18 protein-coding genes and 1 riboswitch are annotated in these 17996 nt (G+C 69.3%); of the genes, 9 read left to right on the forward strand and 9 right to left on the reverse strand.

What is annotated here, in order from left to right:
• The first annotated feature begins 115 nt into the window (after positions 1 to 115).
• Positions 116 to 1498, forward strand: coding sequence for a serine hydrolase (locus tag OHA84_RS18705; RefSeq protein ID WP_266970665.1), 1383 nt, complete (start codon positions 116 to 118; stop codon positions 1496 to 1498).
• Positions 1499 to 1509: 11 nt separating this feature from the next.
• Here the strand turns inward: OHA84_RS18705 and OHA84_RS18710 are convergent, their stop codons facing one another.
• From OHA84_RS18710 to OHA84_RS18720, 3 genes are read right to left on the reverse strand one after another with little or no spacing between them, the layout of a single operon-like run.
• Complete coding sequence (locus tag OHA84_RS18710; protein ID WP_266970663.1) at positions 1510 to 2685, reverse strand: winged helix DNA-binding domain-containing protein; 1176 nt, start codon at positions 2683 to 2685, stop codon at positions 1510 to 1512.
• Between the two features lie 60 nt (positions 2686 to 2745).
• Positions 2746 to 3210 (reverse strand): GNAT family N-acetyltransferase, encoded by a 465-nt coding sequence (locus OHA84_RS18715; RefSeq protein WP_266970661.1) that lies wholly within the window; start codon positions 3208 to 3210, stop codon positions 2746 to 2748.
• Between the two features lie 17 nt (positions 3211 to 3227).
• A complete protein-coding gene (locus tag OHA84_RS18720; protein WP_266948638.1) occupies positions 3228 to 4124 on the reverse strand; it encodes a GNAT family N-acetyltransferase in 897 nt (298 codons plus the stop codon).
• Between the two features lie 241 nt (positions 4125 to 4365).
• On the opposite strand from OHA84_RS18720, the gene OHA84_RS18725 reads away from it, so the two are divergent.
• Both OHA84_RS18725 and OHA84_RS18730 read left to right on the forward strand, forming a co-directional pair.
• A complete protein-coding gene (locus tag OHA84_RS18725; RefSeq protein WP_053683990.1) occupies positions 4366 to 5016 on the forward strand; it encodes an HAD family phosphatase in 651 nt (216 codons plus the stop codon).
• A gap of 141 nt (positions 5017 to 5157) precedes the next feature.
• Positions 5158 to 6345 carry a globin domain-containing protein gene (locus OHA84_RS18730; RefSeq protein WP_371591415.1) on the forward strand — a complete coding sequence of 396 codons (1188 nt, stop codon included), beginning with the start codon at positions 5158 to 5160 and terminating at the stop codon, positions 6343 to 6345.
• Positions 6346 to 6378: 33 nt separating this feature from the next.
• Here OHA84_RS18730 and OHA84_RS18735 read toward each other — a convergent pair whose 3' ends face one another.
• The 4 genes from OHA84_RS18735 to OHA84_RS18750 form a co-directional block, all read right to left on the reverse strand.
• Positions 6379 to 6858, reverse strand: a complete 480-nt coding sequence (locus tag OHA84_RS18735) for an NUDIX domain-containing protein (protein ID WP_053683995.1) — start codon at positions 6856 to 6858, stop codon at positions 6379 to 6381.
• A gap of 72 nt (positions 6859 to 6930) precedes the next feature.
• Complete coding sequence (locus OHA84_RS18740) at positions 6931 to 7836, reverse strand: LysR family transcriptional regulator (protein ID WP_053683997.1); 906 nt, start codon at positions 7834 to 7836, stop codon at positions 6931 to 6933.
• A gap of 176 nt (positions 7837 to 8012) precedes the next feature.
• Positions 8013 to 9170: a cystathionine gamma-lyase gene (locus OHA84_RS18745; protein WP_266948643.1), complete on the reverse strand. Its 1158-nt coding sequence runs from the start codon at positions 9168 to 9170 to the stop codon at positions 8013 to 8015.
• 81 nt (positions 9171 to 9251) lie between these two features.
• The gene (locus OHA84_RS18750) at positions 9252 to 9632 is read right to left on the reverse strand and encodes a phage holin family protein (RefSeq protein WP_053684001.1); all 381 of its coding nucleotides are present in this window, start codon (positions 9630 to 9632) and stop codon (positions 9252 to 9254) included.
• 87 nt (positions 9633 to 9719) lie between these two features.
• Here OHA84_RS18750 and OHA84_RS18755 point away from each other — a divergent pair, with 87 nt between their 5' ends.
• The 4 genes from OHA84_RS18755 to OHA84_RS18770 all read left to right on the forward strand — a co-directional run bounded on the left by OHA84_RS18755 (position 9720) and on the right by OHA84_RS18770 (position 11970).
• On the forward strand, positions 9720 to 10037 hold the full coding sequence (locus OHA84_RS18755) for a cupin domain-containing protein (RefSeq protein ID WP_053684003.1): 318 nt from the start codon (positions 9720 to 9722) through the stop codon (positions 10035 to 10037).
• A gap of 133 nt (positions 10038 to 10170) precedes the next feature.
• Positions 10171 to 10398, forward strand: coding sequence for a DUF5326 family protein (locus OHA84_RS18760; RefSeq protein WP_053684005.1), 228 nt, complete (start codon positions 10171 to 10173; stop codon positions 10396 to 10398).
• A 300-nt stretch (positions 10399 to 10698) separates the two neighbouring features.
• Complete coding sequence (locus OHA84_RS18765) at positions 10699 to 11424, forward strand: IclR family transcriptional regulator (protein WP_053684007.1); 726 nt, start codon at positions 10699 to 10701, stop codon at positions 11422 to 11424.
• Positions 11425 to 11520: 96 nt separating this feature from the next.
• Positions 11521 to 11970: an SsgA family sporulation/cell division regulator gene (locus tag OHA84_RS18770; RefSeq protein WP_053684009.1), complete on the forward strand. Its 450-nt coding sequence runs from the start codon at positions 11521 to 11523 to the stop codon at positions 11968 to 11970.
• 62 nt (positions 11971 to 12032) lie between these two features.
• Here OHA84_RS18770 and OHA84_RS18775 read toward each other — a convergent pair whose 3' ends face one another.
• Positions 12033 to 13424, reverse strand: a complete 1392-nt coding sequence (locus OHA84_RS18775; protein ID WP_371591416.1) for a YibE/F family protein — start codon at positions 13422 to 13424, stop codon at positions 12033 to 12035.
• Positions 13425 to 13496: 72 nt separating this feature from the next.
• A riboswitch (TPP riboswitch) is annotated at positions 13497 to 13644 on the forward strand.
• Between OHA84_RS18775 and thiC the strand changes: the two genes are divergently transcribed.
• The gene (gene thiC / locus OHA84_RS18780; protein ID WP_266970656.1) at positions 13639 to 15426 is read left to right on the forward strand and encodes a phosphomethylpyrimidine synthase ThiC; all 1788 of its coding nucleotides are present in this window, start codon (positions 13639 to 13641) and stop codon (positions 15424 to 15426) included. Its footprint overlaps the riboswitch before it by 6 nt.
• Before the next feature lie 198 nt (positions 15427 to 15624).
• A complete protein-coding gene (locus OHA84_RS18785) occupies positions 15625 to 16674 on the forward strand; it encodes an aldo/keto reductase (protein WP_266974043.1) in 1050 nt (349 codons plus the stop codon).
• Here OHA84_RS18785 and OHA84_RS18790 read toward each other — a convergent pair.
• Positions 16671 to 17840, reverse strand: coding sequence for a glycosyltransferase (locus OHA84_RS18790; protein WP_266970654.1), 1170 nt, complete (start codon positions 17838 to 17840; stop codon positions 16671 to 16673). The two genes, OHA84_RS18785 and OHA84_RS18790, sit on opposite strands and share 4 nt — an antisense overlap.
• Positions 17841 to 17996 lie beyond the last annotated feature (156 nt).

A 17996-nucleotide genomic window follows, 5' to 3' on the forward strand; every position in this document is an offset into this window, starting at 1 on the left:
CCGCGCAGGACGCGGCGGCGGGTACGGGCGAACGGGGGATACGGCCGCCGGCTCCGTTCCGGGAGCGCGTGAAACGACGCGCACGTCGGGCGCGTGACCTGAGAGCCTGGGGATCATGGACACCTTTGCCGAAGACCTGGAACTGCTTCCCGCCACCCGACGCGCGCTGAGGCACCGCATCGCCGTCGCCCAGCGCGACGGGCGCGCCCCGTCGGTCGTGGCGGCCGTCGCACGGGGTGGTGAGCTGGTCTGGGAGGGATCTCGTACGAGTGTCGAGGGCCACGGCCCCGACGGGGACGTGCAGTACCGGATCGGTTCGATCACCAAGACGTTCACCGCCGTGCTGGTGATGCGGCTGCGGGACGAGGGCCTGCTGAGTCTCGGGGATCCGGTGGAGAAGTACCTGCCGGGGACGGGTGTCGGCGAGGTGACGGTGCGGCAACTGTTGGCGCATACGGCCGGCTTGGCCGCCGAGACGCCGGGCGAGTGGTGGGAGCGTACGCCGGCCGCCCTCCGCCCGGAGCTCTCCGCCGTCCTGGGAGAGCGGCCCCTGCTGCACGAGCCCGGCACGCGGTTCCACTACTCGAACCCGGGCTACACGCTGCTGGGATCCCTCGTGGAGGCCGTGCGGGGGACGTCCTGGGAGCAGGCGCTGCGGGCAGAGGTGTTGGAGCCGCTCGGGCTGGACCGGACGACCGCGGGACCAGAGGCTCCGCACGCGGGCGGCTGGGCGGTCCATCCGTGGGCGGACGTGATGATGCCCGAACCGTCTGAGGACCTGGGCCTGATGGCTTCGGCGGGCCAGCTCTGGTCCACGACCCGGGACTTGGCCAGGTTCGCGACGTTCCTCGTGCGGGGCGACGAGCGGGTACTGAGCAGCGAATCTCTGCGGGAGATGCGTACATCGGCCGCCCCGACGGAAGGTGTCGCCGAGCCCGGCTACGGGTTCGGACTCCAGCTGATGGACGGCTCCGGGCGCAGGCTGGTGGGGCACGGGGGGTCGCTGCCCGGCTTCGTCGCGGGTCTGTGGCTGAGCGAGGCGGACGACGTGGCTGCGGTGGTGCTGGCCAACTGCACGTCGGGCCTGCCGGCGACGACGGTGGCCGTGGACCTGGTGACGATCGTGGCGGCGGCGGAACCCCGGTTCCCGGAGCCGTGGCGCCCCTTCCGCGAGGCCGATCCGGTGGCGTTGGACCTCTGCGGACCCTGGTACTGGGGCACCTCGGCCCAGGTGGTTCGGCTGACCTCCGACGGAATCCTGGAGTTGGCACCGGTCGGAGCGACGGGTCGTACCGCTCGCTTCCGCGCCGAGTCGGACGGGAGCTGGACGGGCCTCAACGGTTACTACGCGGGGGAGACGCTCCGGGCGGTACGCGGGGCGGACGGCCGCGTGAGCCATCTCGACCTGGGCTCCTTCGTGTTCACCCGGGAGCCGTACGACGCCCAGGCCCCGGTGCCCGGCGGGGTGGACCCGCGAGGTTGGCGCGGCATCGGCTGAGACATCGGCTCCTACGTCACCAGCTCGCGTTCCAGTGGGGTACGGAAGCGGGGGGTGACGCGCGCGTCGCCGATCCACTCCGAGAGGCGGGCCGCCTCGGTGGTGACCGCTTCCCCGGCCGCGCGGCCGGGATCGCCCAGCAACCGCCAGACGATCTCGCCGTCGGGTCGCTGGGCCCAACCGCCGATGATCTCGCCGTTCCACCAGACGGTGGGGCCGACGTTGCCCGCGTAGTCGAACAGAGCGCTCCGGTGGGCGGGATCGAGGTGGAAGCCGCGGTCGGCCCAGCCCATGGCGCTCGGGTCGAGCCCGGGCAACAGCGCGGCCCAGGGCTCGGGGGCCGGTTCGGGTCCGATGTCACCGGGGCTGACGAGGGCGACGGTGCCGTCGTCGAGGCGGACCTGGCCGGGGCCGACGACGGCCAGAGCCTTGCGTACGTCGGTGAGGGTCCAGCCGGTCCACCACTTGAGGTCGGCTTCGGTGGCCGGCCCGTACGCGTACAACCAGCGGCGGGCGATCTCGGCGCGTGCCTCGGCTGCCGGCACGTCCGGCCAGGGGTCGGTGTGGACCCAGCGGTACTGGCTGGAGGTCCAGGAGCCGCGCGGACGGTCGCGGCGGATACGGCCGTCCGCGGCCAGGAGCCTGATGACGCGGGTGGCGACCCCGGTCTCGGTCTCGTACTTCTTGCCCCGGCCCACGGTGATCTTCTGCCGCAGAGCGGGCACGGCGGCGGAGAGTTGGCTGCCGGTGGAGGGGCCGAGGCGATCGAGGGCGTCGAGCGCGGCCATCTCGACGCGGGCGAGCCAGTCCGTGTCGAGACCCTGGCCGTCCTCGTCGAGGTGCTTGAGGAAGGTACGGCGCTCCTTGGCTGCGATCCCCCGGGCCGTGGAGGCGTCCACATAGGGGGCCAGTTCGGCGGAGACGGCGAAGAGCGTATTGCGCATGCTCAGCAGTCGTACGAGGCTCACGTCCTCGTACAGCGCCTGCTCGACGGCCGCGGAACCCACCCCGGTGAGGCGGGCGCGGGCCGACAGGAACACGGTCGCGGCGTCGGTGGCGTGCAGGGCCACGACGGCGTCCGCGGCCTCGTGCACGCGGGTGGCGCGGGCCGAGGGAGCCAGCCGGTGCCGACGGCCGAGCCGGGCGCGACGCTCGACGGTGGTCACGAGGGGGAGGCTGGGGCTCATCCTCCCGATCGTAGGCCGGACCGCCGCAGCCGGCCCGGCCTTTCGGTTCGGTTCGGTCCGTCAGAGCTGAAGCTTGAACCCGACGTGGGAGGCGGTGAACCCGAGCCGCTCGTAGAAGCGGTGGGCGTCGACCCGCGTCACGTCCGAGGTGAGCTGGACCAACTGGCAGTTCTCCAGGCGGGACTGCTCGATCGCCCACTCGATGAAGCGGGTGCCCAGGCCGCTGCCCCGTTCGTCGGCGTGGACGCGCACGCCTTCGATGATGGAGCGGGAGGCTCCCTTGCGGGAGAGCCCCGGGACGATGGTGAGCTGGAGCGTGCCCACGACCCGGTCCTCGCGTACGGCGACCATCAACCGCTGGTTGGGGTCGTCGTTGATGTGCTTGAAGGCCCTGATGTACGGGGCGAGATCGTCCGGGGACTCGCGGGTCGCTCCCAGCGGGTCATCGGCCAGCATGGCGACGATGGCGGGCAGATCGGCCTCGGTGGCCGTCCGGATGGCGAGTTCGGTGGTGGCGTCGGTCATGTGCGGTGGTTCCTTCCTCAGCCCGCGGCGACGGTGAGCGGTGCCCAGCGTCGGGCCCAGTCACCGGGGAGACCGGGGATGTCGCGGGTCATGACGGCGTTGAAGGCGATCGAGTCGAGTCCGCGGTCCTTCAGCCAGGCGAGGAGCTCTTCGTGGCGTACGTCGACATCGGTGCGCAGGGGGCGTTCGGTGGTGGCGGCCAGCGCCGTCACGAGGGACTGGGCCACGAGGGTGTCGCGGGCGATCAACGGGCCGATGACATGGGTCTCCATGTTGGGCCAGAGGGCCGCGTAGCCGATGAGTTCGCCGGAGCCGTCCTCGGCGACGAGCAGTCGATCCGCGAAGGCGGGCAGCCGCGTGATCATGTGCGTTCGATCGGTGCCGAACACTTCGGTGTCCAGCCCGATGATCCGCCCGATGTCCTCGGCGCCGGCGGGCCTGATCGAGGTCGTTCCGGCGCCGGGACCCCCGGTCGTCGGTGGTTCCGTCCGGAAGGTGCCCCTCAGCATCTCGGCGCGGCCCGTGGTGTCGAAACCGAGCTCCTCGTAGAGAGGTCGGCCGTAGGGGGTGGCATGGAGGGTGAGTGCGATGCCCTTGAGGACGTGGTCGCAGACGTGCGTCATGAGGCGGCGGCCGATGCCCTGACGGGCGTACCGGTCGGCTACGAGGACCATTCCGATGGCGGCGAGTTCCGGTGCGGCCGGGCTACCGCCGTATCGGGTGACCACGCAGGCCGCGGCGAGGCCGCGTCCGTCGGGGGCGTCGATGCCATAGCCGTCCCCGGCGGCAAGGAGCAGCCCCCATTTGTGCTCCTCGCGGGGCCAGCCGCGGTCCTCGGAGAGGTCGGCGCAGCGAAGGAGATCGTCCATGGCCAGCGCGCGGATCGGCAGGTCGGTGAGCTGTGGTGGTGTCACCGGACCAGACTGGATCATGAGCCGGTGGGGAGTCCAGAGGATTCCGGGAATCGGATCGGGTGGGGACGCGGAGCGCGGGAGCGAGCGCGAGTGAGGGGTGCCAGGTGGAGAGGACGCGGATGTTTCACGTGAAACGGCTCGATGTTTCACGTGAAACGTGGCGCGATTCCGGCGGCGGCGGAGTTCGTTTCACGTGAAACACGGTGTTTCACGTGAAACACACCGGCTAGCCTCGACGGCTATGAAGCTTCTCCACCTTTTCGATCTCGACGGAACCCTGATGTACGGCTCGGCGGCGCCGGTGGAGATCTCCCGGCAGCTCGGGGTGAGCGAGGAGATCGCCGAGCTTGAGCGAGCATTCGCAGCACGTGAGATCGGACCGCACGAGTTTTCCGTGGCGGCCCACGCCCTGTGGTCGGGATTGACGTCCGAGCACGTCAGGGCCGCCTTTGACGGTTCCCCGTGGCTGTCGGGGATCCGAGAGGTCTGGCAGGAGATCCGGGAGCGCGGGGACCACTGCGCGGTGATCTCCCTGTCGCCGTCCTTCTTCGTGGAACTGCTGCTGGAGTGGGGCGCGGACGCCGCGCACGGCTCGCTCTATCCGGAGGTGCCGTTCACCCGGCCCCTCGATGTGGCGGGGATCCTGACGCCCGAGCTGAAAGTCGATGTCGCGGACCGACTGTGCGCACGGTTCGGGGTGACCCGGAGCGACTGCGTGGCGTACGGGGATTCCCTGACCGACGCGGTGCTTTTCGAAGCGGTGCCGAGGTCCGTGGCGGTCAATGCCAGGCCGTATCTGGCGGAACGCGCCACGTACGTCTATGAGGGTCGGGACCTCCGCGAGGCTTACCAGCTCCTGGGGCCGGCACGCCCGGGGGTTCAGGCATCCTAAGGGGAAAGGGGGTTCGAAACTCGGAATTTGCCCATTCCCGCGCAGTGCTCTTGGGTGGCCGGCACGCTGTGAAGCCCGGAACCACGGATTCGAGGCCGTGGCGTGTGCAGACCTACCGAGATTCTCGAAGCGAGGCACCGCATGGACGCTCCGTCCACCAGATCGGCAAGACGGCGGACGGGCCGGATACCGTCCGGGGAAGGTGAGGTCGAGCCCTCCCCCGATGCCGTGCTCATCCGCCGGACCCTCGCGGAGATCGCGCCCGTCGCCGACCGAGTCACTTCGTACTTCTACGCCCTGGTGTTCACCGCACATCCCGAGGTGCGGGGCATGTTCCCCGTGGCGATGGACACCCAGCGCGACCGCCTGCTGAAAGCCCTGCTGACCGCCGCCGAGCACATCGACAACCCGGATGTGCTCGGCCCGTATCTGCGCCGCCTGGGCACCGGACACCGCAAGTACGGCACCATGGCGGCCCACTATCCCGCGGTGGGCGAGGCGCTGTTGGGCGCGCTGGCCCGGTACGCCGAGCTGACGTGGGGGCCGGAGACCGAGGCGGCGTGGGTGCGGGCGTACACGGCGATCTCCCAGATCATGATCGACGCGGCGTCCGAGGACGAGATCAAAGCGCCGGCCTGGTGGCACGCCGAGGTGGTCTCCCACGACCTGCGCACCTCGGACATCGCGGTGTTGACCGTCAGGCCCGACCAGCCGTATCCGTTTGTCGCCGGGCAGTACACGAGCCTGGAGACCCCGTGGTGGCCACGGGTGTGGCGGCACTACTCCTTCGCCTCCGCCCCCCGCGCGGACGGCTTGCTGTCCTTCCACGTCAAGGCCGTTCCGGCGGGCTGGGTCTCCAACGCCCTGGTACGGCACGCCCGGCCGGGCGACGTGCTGCGCCTGGGCCCTCCGGCCGGTTCGATGGTGGTGGACCACACGACCGACAACGGGATGCTGTGCTTGGGCGGCGGCACCGGAATCGCCCCGATCAAGGCACTGATCGAAGACGTGGCCGAGCACGGGGAACGACGCCCGATGGAGGTCTTCTTCGGTGCGCGCAGCGACCACGACCTGTATGACAAGGACACCCTGCTCGGACTACAGCGCTCGCACCCCTGGTTGTCGGTGCGTCCCGTGATCGGCGGCGGGCTGGACGGACAGCTGCCGCAGGCGGTCGGAGAGCACGGGCCGTGGAGTTCGTACGACGCGTTCATCTCGGGCCCGCCGGCGATGATCCGCAGTGGTGTGGACGCGCTCAAGCGGATCGGGATTCCCGGGGAGCGGATCCGCTACGACGCGGTGGAGGAGCTGGCGGGCGTCGAGGGTTGAGACCGCGGGACGCCTGCCGGCTCGTCGGGGGGATCAGCCCAGGTCGGCGGCGTGCATGGCGCGCACGCCTTCGATGTTGCCGTCGAGGTAGTGGCGCAGGGACAGCGGGACGAGATGGACGGCGGCGATGCCGACCCGGCTGAACGGCACGCGGACGATCTCGTATTCGCCTTCGGGCTCGTCGATCTCGGGGCCGTGGCGTTGGTCCGGGTCCATGGACTCGAGGTGGCAGACGAAGAAGTGCTGCACCTTCACGCCGGTGACGCCACCGTCGGCGATGTGCTCCACGGTGTCGACGAAGCAGGGGACCACATCGGTGATCTTCGCACCGAGCTCTTCGTGGACCTCGCGATGGAGGGCGTCGACGACGGTGGCGTCCGAGGATTCCACTCCACCGCCTGGGGTGAGCCAGTACGGGTCGACGCCGGGCCTGGTGCGCTTGATGAGGATCAGGTCGTCACCGTCGAGCAGGATCGCGCGGGCGGTGCGTTTGACCACGGGGCGTTCGGTCATGGGAGAAGAGTGGCCCAGACTTCCGCTTCTGAAACGCGGGCCCGTGAAACGGACGGTTCCGGGCGGGGCGACTCACCAGTCCGCGGCTGCGTGCAGGAGCCGGTCGTGGGCCCGTGCGAGATGGGCGAGGGCCAGGCTTCCGGTGCGTACGACGAGGAACCAGGTGCGCAGGGGTGGCACGGCGGGCTCCAGCAGCGAGACGATCCGCCGGCTGTCGAGGGCGTCTTGGCACAGGTAGCGGGGCAGGACGGCGAGTCCCGCGCCGGCACGGACGCACTCCAGCACCGCTCTCAGGTCCGGGGCGATCACGGTGGCGGCGGTGTCGGGCAGGCTGTCGAACACGGCGGCCCAGTAGCGGGTGACGAGGGGCAGGCTCTCGTGGACCTCGACCACGGGGATTCCGTCGAGGGCGGCGCTCGCGCCGGCCCCTTTCTCGCGCAGCGGTTCCGGATCGACGAGTGCGGCCCAATAGGGAGCCGCGACCAGGACCTGTTCCTCGTCGCAGAGGGCGGTGGCGGTGAACAGGGAGCCGCGCGGCCGAGCGGTGGTGACGATGAGGTCGTGTTGCCCGGAGGCCAGGCCGTCGAGGTTCTCCTCGGTGTCGGCGCTCAGGGCGGTGCGCAGGGTCTGGCCCTGACCGACCAGCGGTGCGAGGGCGGGGAGCACGCGCAGGCTCAGGAACTCGGGAGGCCCGGCGACGTGCAGTGTGCGTAAGGCTCCGGTGGCCTCCCGTTCGGTCTCGGCGATCCGGAGCAGCGCGTCCAGGTGCGGGGCGGCCTTGTGCGCGAGTTCGTCTCCGACGGCGGTGGGGGTGACCCCTCGGGCGCGGCGGTGGAACAGGGGGCGTCCCAGTTGGCGTTCGAGGGTGCGTATCTGTGAGGTGACGGCCGGCTGGGACAGCCCGAGGAGCGTGGCGGCCCGAGTGAACGAGCCCGCTCGGTGCACGGCGACGAAGGTACGCAACAGGGCCAGGTCCATGAGGGCCCCTCTCGGTGGGGGCCTTCAACTATAAATATGCCGATAGGCCCCTGTCGTTACCGTGATTGGACTCTGACAGAGAGTCAACTAGCCTTGTCGACGTGGTTCTTCGCACATGGAACCCGAGGCGGTCCGAGCCACCAGGGGGGAGGCTCGGACCGCCTTCTCCTTGCCGCTCAGTGGCCCTGACCGGCGGAGTCGAGGGCTCGCAGCACATCGGCGACCAGGTCCTCGGTGTCCTCGGCCCCGGCGGAGAAGCGGATGAACCCCTCCGGCACGGCGTCGCCACCCCACCGTCCACGCCGCTCGGCGGTGGACCTTACTCCCCCGAAACTCGTGGCGTCCTCGACCAGTCGCAGGGCGGCCATGAACCGTTCCGCCCTTTCGCGGTCCGCCAGGGTGAAGGAGACCACCGAGCCGAAGCCCGGCATTTGCCGCGCCGCCGTCTTGTGTGACGGGTCCGAGGGGAGGCCCGGGTAGCGCAGTCCGCTGACGTCGCCGCGGTCGGCGAGCGCTTCGGCGACGGCCTGGGCGTTGGCCCACTGGCGCTGGGCGCGCAGTTGGATGGTGGCGAGGGACCGGTGGGCGAGCCAGGCCTCCATGGGACCGGGGATCGCACCGACGATCTTGCGCCAGCGGCGGACGGCCGCCGCGAGATCGGGGTCGAGGCACACCACGTAGCCCAGGAGGAGGTCGCCGTGGCCGGTGAGTCCCTTGGTGCCGCTGGCGACGGAGAAGTCCGCGCCGAGCTCCAGGGGTCGCTGCCCGAGCGGCGTGGCGAGGGTGTTGTCGACGGCGACCAGGGTTCCGCCGGCGTGCGCGGCGGCCACGAGACGCCGTACGTCGCACACGTCGAGCCCCGGGTTGGAGGGGGTCTCGATCCACAGCAGCCGGGCCCCGTCGAGCTCGGACAGCTGGGCCTCGTCCGCGGTCGGGGCGGTGCGCACGTGGATGCCGTACGCCTCCAACTGCTCGCGGAGTAGCGGCAGGGCCTGGTAGCCGTCGTCGGGAAGGACGACGGTGTCGCCGGTGCGGGCCTGGGAGAGCAGGACGGCGGAGACCGCGGCCATGCCGGAGGCGAAGACGATCGTCTCGACACCGCTGCGGCCGGGCGCCTCCAGTTCCCCGATGGCCTTCTCCAACAGGGTCCAGGTGGGGTTGGTGTCGCGGCCGTAGGTGTACGGGCCTTCGACGTCGCCGGGCAGGTGGAAGTGCGCGGCGAAGACCGGCCCGGGCAGGGTCGGCTCGTTCTTGACCGGTTCGGGCAGGCCGGCGCGGACGGCCCGGGTGCCGTCGCCGTATCCGTCGGTTCCGGGGGTGTGCGGGTCGTTCACGGGGTGGGCTCCTTTACCGCCGTGCGTACGGCGTTCAGCATGCCGGGCCTCGCGGCCTCGACCGGTTCCAGGCCGTCCGACTCAGTTCTTGTCGGGCAGGGCCAGGTTCACGGCCCAGGAGACGATGGAGATGATCAGACCACCCACGAGGGCGGTCCAGAAACCGTCGACGTGGAAGCTGAGGTCGAACTGCTTGGCAAGCCAGGAGGTGAGCAGCAACATCAAGGCGTTCACGACGAGGGTGAAGAGGCCGAGGGTGAGGACGAACAAGGGGAGCGAGAGCAGCCTCACCACGGGCTTGACGATGAAGTTGACCAGGCCGAAGACCAGGGCGACCAGGATCAGGGTGAGGGCGCGCCGGCCGGTGCTGCTGCCGTCGTCGAGCGTGATGCCGGCCAGCAACCAGATGGCGACGGCCAGAGCCGCCGCGTTCGCGAGCGTCTTGATTACGAAATTCGTCATGTGCCCGATCGTTGCAGAGAAGATCCTGGCGGGACATCGGCAGATCAGCGGATCCCGCGGCACCACGGAGCAAGGGGTAGAGGAACGATGAAGGTCTTCCGGCTGGACGAACTCGAATCGGAGCGGGCCGCCAACGACGGCGCCTACCTCCAGTTCCTGCGGGAGCGGAACATGTCGGTCGGGTTGTACGCACTCGACGCGGGGCAGAGCGATCCGCAGCAGCCGCACCGGCAGGACGAGGTGTACTACGTGGTGAGCGGCCGGGCCGCGATCACGGTCGGGGAGGAGACGGAGACGGTGGCCAACGGCAGCGTCGTCTACGTGCCGGCCGGAGTGCCGCACAAGTTCCACCACATCACCGAGCCGCTCAAGGTGTTGGTGGTGTTCTCCCCGCCGGAGGGCTGAAGGCCGAGGGTCGGGCCCCTGATCCCCCTAGGGGTCGGATCAGGGGGTTCCGAGGGCTCGCGGGACCCCGTTCGAAGCCGTGGCCTCCTAGCATCGAGAGCAGGAAGTCACGGACGAGGAAGAGGTAGGGGACATGGACGGGATCCGAGCGATGTTCGAGGGCATGCCGTGGTGGGTCAAGTGGATCGCCGTTCCACTGCTGGCTCTGGTCGTCTTCGGCGGTGTGATCACCGCCGTCCTCGGCACGCTGATCGCGCTCGTCTTCAAGCTGCTGCTCTTCGTCGCCCTGGTCGGCGGCCTGATCTTCGTGGTCAAGAAGTTCTCCGGCGCGGGTTCGAAGTCCTCCTCCCGCGACTGGTAGGACAACCCGCCCCACCGTCACCGGGATTGAGCCAGCAGGGGGAACGTGACGCGTGAAACCGTCCATACCCCAGGAATCGGCGGATAGAGTGGCAATCTGTGCCGTTCCCGGGGCACCGATAAAGCCGGTACTGCCGCTCTGACCCGCGGCTACGACGCATAGCCGACACGTGTGACCCCCAGGATCACGGCATGTGCGGGGGTGGCCCCCGCAGAGTGGGCCCCTCAAGGCCCGCGCCATGCCTGGGGGTGAGCTTTGTCTTCGGTTCACAATTCCGCTGTACCGACTCTGATCGGCTCGGTGCAGCGGGCGCTGAGACTGCTCGAAGCCGTGGCCTCCCACAGCGGGGGAGCGCCGGCGAAACAACTGGCGCGCGAGGCCGGGCTCCCGCTTCCCACCGCGTATCACCTGCTGCGCACCCTGACCCACGAGGGCTATTTGCGCCGGGAGGGCGGAGTCTTCGTGCTCGGTGCTGCCGCGGGACGGCTCGCCGTTGGGGGACTTCAGCAGAAACGTCGCAGCATGATCCTCGATTCGCTCGCCCACTTCCGCGACGCCGTGGGGGCTCCCGTCTACTTCGCGGTTTTCCGCGAGGGTGAGATCGAGGTCGTGGGTGTCTCGGACACCCAGTCCAGCCCGGCATGCGAGGAGTGGGCGGACTTCCGTGAGACCGGCCACGCCCACGCCATCGGTCAGTGTCTGTTGGGCCAACTCGACGACAAGACGCGCAAGGACTACTACGAGCGGCACCCGGTCGAGGCCATCACCCCCTACACGGTGCGGGACATGCGCTCCCTGGAGCAGCGCATCGAATCCCAGGGGCGGATGCAGCCCGTCGTCGAGCGGCAGGAGTACTCCCTGGGTACGGTGTGCGCGGCCATCCCGATCACCGCGGGAGACACTGCCGCGACCATGGCCATTTCTCTCCCCCTGCACCAAGAAGGTGAGTTGCTCAATGTAGTCAATCGACTACGGAGTGAAGTAGGCGCGCTGTTGAGCACCCTGTCCTTCTCTATCAGTATCTGAAAACTCACTCCTTGTGATCTGCAAGCACTTCCACCACTCTTGTCAAGAGGCCTAGAGGGACCATTCCTGGCCACTTCCACGACAGCGGGGTAGGCAATGCGCGAGTCCGTACAGGCAGAGGTCATGATGAACTTCCTCGTCTCCGAGGAGCTTTCGTTCCGGATTCCGGTGGAACTCCGCTACGACGCTCACGACCCCTACGCGGTGCGCCTGACCTTCCACCTCCCCGGAGACGCGCCTGTGACCTGGGCATTCGGCCGAGAACTGCTCCTCGACGGCATCAACAAGTCCTGTGGGGAAGGTGATGTGCACATCGCCCCCACCGACCCGGAAGAGCTCTCGGATGTGCACATCCGTCTGCAGGTCGGAGGAGACAGGGCGCTGTTCCGTGCCGGCGCGGCGCCGCTCGTCGCGTTCCTCGACCGGACCGACCGTCTTGTTCCGCTCGGTCAGGAGCGCACTCTGAGTGACTTCGAGGGGAACCTCGACGAGGCGCTCGGCAAGATCCTGGACGAATCCCAGCAGAACGAGCGGAACGCGGGCTGAGCCACTGCCCCGTTCGTCGCGCTCACCATCCGCCGTTGTCCCTGTCCGGTCCCACCCGAAGTTCAGCGCTTGCGCCGCCGGCCCCGGCCACCGCGTACCGGCCCCGCGGCCGTCGTGGTGTCCGGAGCGCCCGGGCGGTCGGCGGAGACCACCAACGCGGCCAGTGCCGTGGTGACCGGTACCGAGGCCACGAGCCCGATCGATCCCACGAGGGTCCGTACGATCTCCTCCGCGACCAGTTCGCTGTTGGCGACCGAGCCCACGCTGCTGTTCGCGATCGAGAACAGCAGGAGCAGGGGCAGCGCGGCGCCCGCGTACGCCAGCACCAGCGTGTTGACCACGGACGCGATGTGGTCGCGGCCGATCCGGATCCCGGCCCGGTACAGGGCGCGCGGGCCCATCTTCGGATCGGCCTGGTGAAGTTCCCACACGGCCGAGGTCTGGGTGACCGTCACGTCGTCGAGCACGCCCAGGGAACCGATGATCACGCCTGCGAGCAACAGGCCGCTCATGTCGATCTCCGGGTAAAGACCGTGGATCAGGCCGGTGTTGTCGTCGGTGTTCCCGCTGAGGAACGCCCAGCCGATGAACCAGGATCCCAACAGGCCGATCAGCAGCAGTGAGACGAGCGTGCCGAGCACGGCGACAGAGGTGCGCGCGGTCAGCCCGTGGCACATGTAGAGGGCGATCAGCATGATCGCGCTGGCCCCGATGACCGCGACGAGCAGCGGGTTGGACCCCTGGAGGATCGCCGGGAGGATGAAGAGGGTCAGGACGGTGAAGCTGACCGCGAGCGCGATCAGGGCGAACAGCCCGCGCATTCGCCCGACGATGACGACCGCGACGGCGAAGATCCCGGCGAGCAGCGCCATCGGGAACTTCCGATTGACGTCGATCACGGAGTACTGGAGGTCCCTGGGTGCGTCCGGGGCGTACGCGACCACCACTTCCTGATCCTTCGCCAACTGGCGCGGAGCGCCGGGCTGGACGATCTCGAAGAAGGTCCGGCCCTTGTCGGTGCCGCTGGTGACCTCGATGGTGGCCTTCTTGCACTCGCCGGTCTGCGCGGCCTGGGCCTCACGGCCCTCGGGGGTCGAGGTGTCGCCCGTGGGGGGTACCTGCGAGGCGTTCACCGACTTGCAGTCGACTTGGACCAGGGTGACGACCTTCCCCTGCTGGGTCTGGCGGTCGAACCCGACTCCGGTGCGCTCGTGGGCGGGGGCGCCCCCCGGCCAGAGGACCACCATGCCGATGAAGACCGCCGTGGCGAAGGGGATCAGTACGGCCGCGATGACCTTGCGCAGGTGCTTGGAAACGGGAGCAGCCGGGCCGTGGCTGTGGCTGTGGGAATGTCCGTGGGAGGGGCTTGGCACATGGTCGAGCGGGGCGTGTTCGTGGCCGGCGTGACCGGTGTGCTCTGTGGGCTCGGTGGGGGGCTGCGGCGAGGTCGTCACCGGCCGATCATCGCAAGAGATGAGGGGGCCCACTGTTCAGCACGCCACAGATGACGCTAGCGTGGGGGCACCTTTGCACAACGCGGGAGCTCGGAGCACCGGGCTGAGAGGACGCTGATCACCGTACGCACGTCGTAACGACACGTACGGGAAGAGGCTGCGTCGACCGCCGAACCTGTTACCGGGTAATGCCGGCGTAGGGAGATCAGGTCTCATGACCATTCAGGATGCACGCACGCCTGCCATCAGCCAGGACGCCGAGGGCCAGACCGAGCGCCGGCCCGGCTGGCACAAGGGATACCTGGCGGGCTCCCGCCCCGACATCCGGGTGCCGGTCCGCCAGGTCCACCTCACCAACGGCAAGGACGTGACGCTCTACGACACGTCCGGTCCGTACACCGACCCCCGGATCGAGACGGACGTCCGCCGGGGTCTCGCTCCGCTCCGCGAGAACTGGATCATCGGTCGCGGCGACACCGAGGAGTACTCGGGCCGTCCCGTGCGCCCCGAGGACGACGGCATCAAGCACACGTCGCCCCGCGGTGGTCTCAAGAACCTCGACGCCGTCTTCCCGGGCCGGCCCCGTCAGCCCCGCCGGGGCCGCGACGGCGCCGCCGTCACGCAACTCGCGTACGCCCGACGGGGCGAGGTCACCCCGGAGATGGAGTACGTCGCGATCCGCGAGAACGTCTCCCCCGAGGTCGTCCGCGAGGAGATCGCGGCAGGTCGCGCCGTGCTTCCGGCGAATGTGAACCACCCGGAGATCGAGCCGATGATCATCGGCAAGCGCTTCCTGGTGAAGGTCAACGCCAACATCGGCAACTCGGCCGTCACCTCCTCCATCGAGGAGGAGGTGGACAAGATGACCTGGGCGACCAAGTGGGGCGCCGACACGGTCATGGACCTCTCCACCGGCCGCAACATCCACACCACGCGCGAGTGGGTGCTGCGCAACTCCCCCGTCCCGATCGGCACCGTGCCGCTGTATCAGGCGCTGGAGAAGGTCGACGGCCGTGCCGAGGACCTGACGTGGGAGATCTACAAGGACACGGTCATCGAGCAGGCCGAGCAGGGCGTCGACTACATGACGGTGCACGCCGGCGTGCTGCTGCCGTACGTGCCGCTGACCGCCCGTCGCAAGACCGGCATCGTCTCGCGGGGCGGCTCGATCATGGCCGCGTGGTGCCTCGCGCACCACAAGGAGAACTTCCTCTACACGAATTTCGAGGAGCTCTGCGAGATCCTGGCGACGTACGACGTCACGTACTCGCTGGGCGACGGCCTGCGCCCCGGATCCATCGCCGACGCGAACGACGAGGCGCAGTTCGCGGAGTTGAGGACGCTGGGCGAGCTGAACACCATCGCCAAGCGCCACAACGTCCAGACGATGATCGAGGGCCCGGGCCACGTCCCGATGCACAAGATCAAGGAGAACATCGACCTTCAGCAGGAGATCTGCGAGGAGGCGCCGTTCTACACGCTCGGCCCGCTGACCACCGACGTCGCTCCCGCGTACGACCACATCACCTCCGGCATCGGCGCGGCCATGATCGCCTGGTGGGGTACCGCGATGCTCTGCTACGTGACGCCCAAGGAGCACCTGGGTCTGCCCAACCGGGACGACGTGAAGACCGGTGTCATCACGTACAAGATCTCCGCGCACGCGGCCGACCTGGCCAAGGGACACCCGGGCGCCCAGGAGTGGGACGACGCCCTGTCGGACGCCCGGTTCGAATTCCGCTGGGAGGACCAGTTCAACCTGGCTCTCGACCCGGACACGGCCCGCGCCTTCCACGACGAGACCCTCCCGGCGGAGCCGGCCAAGACCGCGCACTTCTGCTCCATGTGCGGGCCCAAGTTCTGCTCGATGAAGATCTCCCAGGACATCCGCCGAGAGCACGGTGGTGACCTGAAGGCGGACGAGATCCAGGCGGGCATGGCGGAGAAGTCCGCCGAGTTCGCCGCCTCGGGCAACCGCGTCTACCTGCCGCTGGCGGACTGACGCAGGGCGCGGTGCCGCCGTTGTCCGGACCGGGGGGATCGGACAGCGGCGGCGCCTTCGTCTGTCGGTGGTGACGTTCGCCCGTTGGTGGTGACGTTCTTCCGCCGGTGGTGCCATTCGCCCGTCGGTGGTGCCATTCGCGCGTCGAATCCCTTGCGTTCGAGTGTGCTTCACCTCCTAGAGTCCACCGCCATGACCATGCGATACAGGAATCTGGGCGGGACCGGCATCGAGGTGAGTGCGCACTGCCTCGGCACGATGATGTTCGGGGCCGTGGGGAACCCGGATCACGAGGAGTGCGTACGGATCATCCACGCCGCGCTCGACCGGGGGATCAACTTCGTCGACACCGCGGACATGTACTCCGCGGGCGAGTCGGAGGTGATCGTCGGCAAGGCGCTCAAGGGGCGTCGTGACGACGTCGTGCTCGCCACGAAGGTGCACTTCCAGATGGGCGAGGGACGCAACCGCAGCGGGAACTCGCGGCGGTGGATCGTCCGAGCCGTGGAGGACAGCCTCCGGAGGCTCGGCACCGACTGGATCGACCTCTACCAGGTGCACCGGCCCGACCACGGCACCGACGTCGAGGAGACCCTGGCCGTACTCGGTGACCTGGTGCGAGCCGGCAAGATCAGGGCCTTCGGGTGCTCCACCTTCCCGGCCGAGGAACTCGTCGAGGCGTACCACGTCTCGGAGCGCCGAGCGCTGCCCCGGTTCCGCACGGAACAGCCCCCGTACTCGATCCTCGCGCGGGGCATCGAGGCCGACGTGCTCCCCGTGGCCCGGCGCCACGGGATGGGCGTCCTGACCTGGAGCCCGCTCGCGTCCGGTTTCCTGAGCGGCAGGTACCGGCTCGGTGGGCCGGTCGACCTGACAGCGGGGCGGGCGGCGCTGACGCCCGCCCGGTTCGATCCGGCGATTCCCGGCAACGTCGCGAAGCTGGAAGCCGTGGAACGGCTCGTCGAGTTGGCCGACGAGATCGGCTGCTCACTCCCGGAACTCGCCGTGGCGTTCCCGGTGGCGCACCCGGCCGTCACCTCGGTGATCATCGGACCCCGCACCATGGAGCAGATGGAGTCGCTGGTCGACGGAGCGGGCCTGGTCCTCGACGACGCGGCGCTCGACCGGATCGACGAGATCGTTCCGCCGGGCCACAACCTCTACCAGCCCGACGGCGTCTGGCGCCCGCCGGCGCTGACGGAGGTCGCGCAGCGGCGGCGGACGCTCGCGGACCGCTCGGCGGGTTAGACCTCGAAGTCGTGCGATGTTTCACGTGAAACAGACCCGGATGTTTCACGTGAAACAGGCAGGCCTGTTTCACGTGAAACAGGCATCACGGAGCGGATAGGGGTACGGGAGACGGCGAACCGGCGGTTGACCTCGGTCTGCCGTCGGTAGGTCTCCGGCAGATCGGACATGGCGAGCAGCCGGTCGCAGGCGAGGAGGGAGCCGGCCACGTCCCCCACCCAGTACGAGGTGATCGAGTGCTCGAAGAGCAGGCCCCACCGGTACACCCAGGGCTGTACGAACAGCAGGTCGTCCGGAGCCCGCCGATCGAGGACGGCCCCGGTGATGGAGTGTGCCCCGTGGTGGCGGCCTTGGAGGCGCAGCCTGGAGGCGAGTTCGTAGCAGGCTTCCAGTCGCTCCGGCCGGGACTCCCAGGCCCGTGAGAGTGCGTCCATGGCGGCGGGCCAGTCTGCGGTGTCGCCGGAGTCGCCGCGCAGGATGCCGGCTTGGAGCAGTGCGCAGTAGACCTCCTCGGCCCACCCGCCCATGGCCGCGCGTCGCTCGTAGAGTCGGATCGCCGCCGCGGTGTCGCCCATGTCGCGAAGTGTCTGGGCGAGGTAGAAGACGGTCCGGGTGTTGGAGGGGTCTCGCTGGAACTCGGCTCCCAGCAGGCGGACGTCCCGTTCGAACTTGTCCTGCCGGGAGCCGCCGTCGGCGTGGTCCTCGATGACGAGGGCGTCGAGGTTCTCCTGGAGGCCGGGGCGTCTGTCGTTCTCGTCGCGCCGATCGCAGGTGAGGTACTCGTGGGTGACGCCCTCGTACCGCCAGGGGAGGTCGCCGCGGACCAGGCGTTTGACGCGGTACTCGGTCGATCCCCGATGGCGGAGCATGTACGAGTCAGCCGTGAGCGGCGGCAGGGGGCCGTCGGGGCGCAGGACGTGATCCGCGTCGAGGAGGAGCAGGTAGTCGGCCCGGCCGAGGGCGTGGCCGATGTTGAGACTCCGGTTGTGCCCGAAGTCGACCCACGGCTCCTCGCGCAGCTCCCCGGGGATCCCGTGCAAGGCCGTGTGGATCATCTGCCGGGTGGCGTCCGTGGAACCCGTGTCGGAGATGACCCAGGTGTCGATGAGATGTCGCACGGAGTCGAGGCAGCGCTCGATGACTACGGCCTCGTTCTTTACGATCATGCAGAGGCAAATGGTCGGGTTCACGGCCGCTGACCCTAGGGACGGGCTCGCGGAGCCGCGGGACGGCACGCCGGTGCGCGGCTCGGGTGGACCCCGAGGCGCCGCCAAGTGGCCGTGCTCGATGGGCCGTTCCGCCCAAGGTGGACAGCCTCCGAT

The organism is Streptomyces sp. NBC_00513 (assembly GCF_041431415.1).
Lineage (GTDB): Bacteria > Actinomycetota > Actinomycetes > Streptomycetales > Streptomycetaceae > Streptomyces.

What these genes read in the sequence shown, in the direction of transcription:
- OHA84_RS18740 (WP_053683997.1), bottom strand. Translation starts at nt 7,836, where the DNA reads ATGGACCTGGCCCTGTTGCGTACCTTCGTCGCCGTGCACCGAGCGGGC.
- OHA84_RS18735 (WP_053683995.1), bottom strand. Translation starts at nt 6,858, where the DNA reads ATGACCGAACGCCCCGTGGTCAAACGCACCGCCCGCGCGATCCTGCTC.
- OHA84_RS18715 (WP_266970661.1), bottom strand. Translation starts at nt 3,210, where the DNA reads ATGACCGACGCCACCACCGAACTCGCCATCCGGACGGCCACCGAGGCC.
- OHA84_RS18790 (WP_266970654.1), bottom strand. Translation starts at nt 17,840, where the DNA reads ATGATCGTAAAGAACGAGGCCGTAGTCATCGAGCGCTGCCTCGACTCC.
- OHA84_RS18770 (WP_053684009.1), top strand. Translation starts at nt 11,521, where the DNA reads ATGCGCGAGTCCGTACAGGCAGAGGTCATGATGAACTTCCTCGTCTCC.
- OHA84_RS18710 (WP_266970663.1), bottom strand. Translation starts at nt 2,685, where the DNA reads ATGAGCCCCAGCCTCCCCCTCGTGACCACCGTCGAGCGTCGCGCCCGG.
- OHA84_RS18705 (WP_266970665.1), top strand. Translation starts at nt 116, where the DNA reads ATGGACACCTTTGCCGAAGACCTGGAACTGCTTCCCGCCACCCGACGC.
- OHA84_RS18755 (WP_053684003.1), top strand. Translation starts at nt 9,720, where the DNA reads ATGAAGGTCTTCCGGCTGGACGAACTCGAATCGGAGCGGGCCGCCAAC.
- thiC (WP_266970656.1), top strand. Translation starts at nt 13,639, where the DNA reads ATGACCATTCAGGATGCACGCACGCCTGCCATCAGCCAGGACGCCGAG.
- OHA84_RS18750 (WP_053684001.1), bottom strand. Translation starts at nt 9,632, where the DNA reads ATGACGAATTTCGTAATCAAGACGCTCGCGAACGCGGCGGCTCTGGCC.
- OHA84_RS18785 (WP_266974043.1), top strand. Translation starts at nt 15,625, where the DNA reads ATGCGATACAGGAATCTGGGCGGGACCGGCATCGAGGTGAGTGCGCAC.
- OHA84_RS18760 (WP_053684005.1), top strand. Translation starts at nt 10,171, where the DNA reads ATGGACGGGATCCGAGCGATGTTCGAGGGCATGCCGTGGTGGGTCAAG.
- OHA84_RS18730 (WP_371591415.1), top strand. Translation starts at nt 5,158, where the DNA reads ATGGACGCTCCGTCCACCAGATCGGCAAGACGGCGGACGGGCCGGATA.
- OHA84_RS18725 (WP_053683990.1), top strand. Translation starts at nt 4,366, where the DNA reads ATGAAGCTTCTCCACCTTTTCGATCTCGACGGAACCCTGATGTACGGC.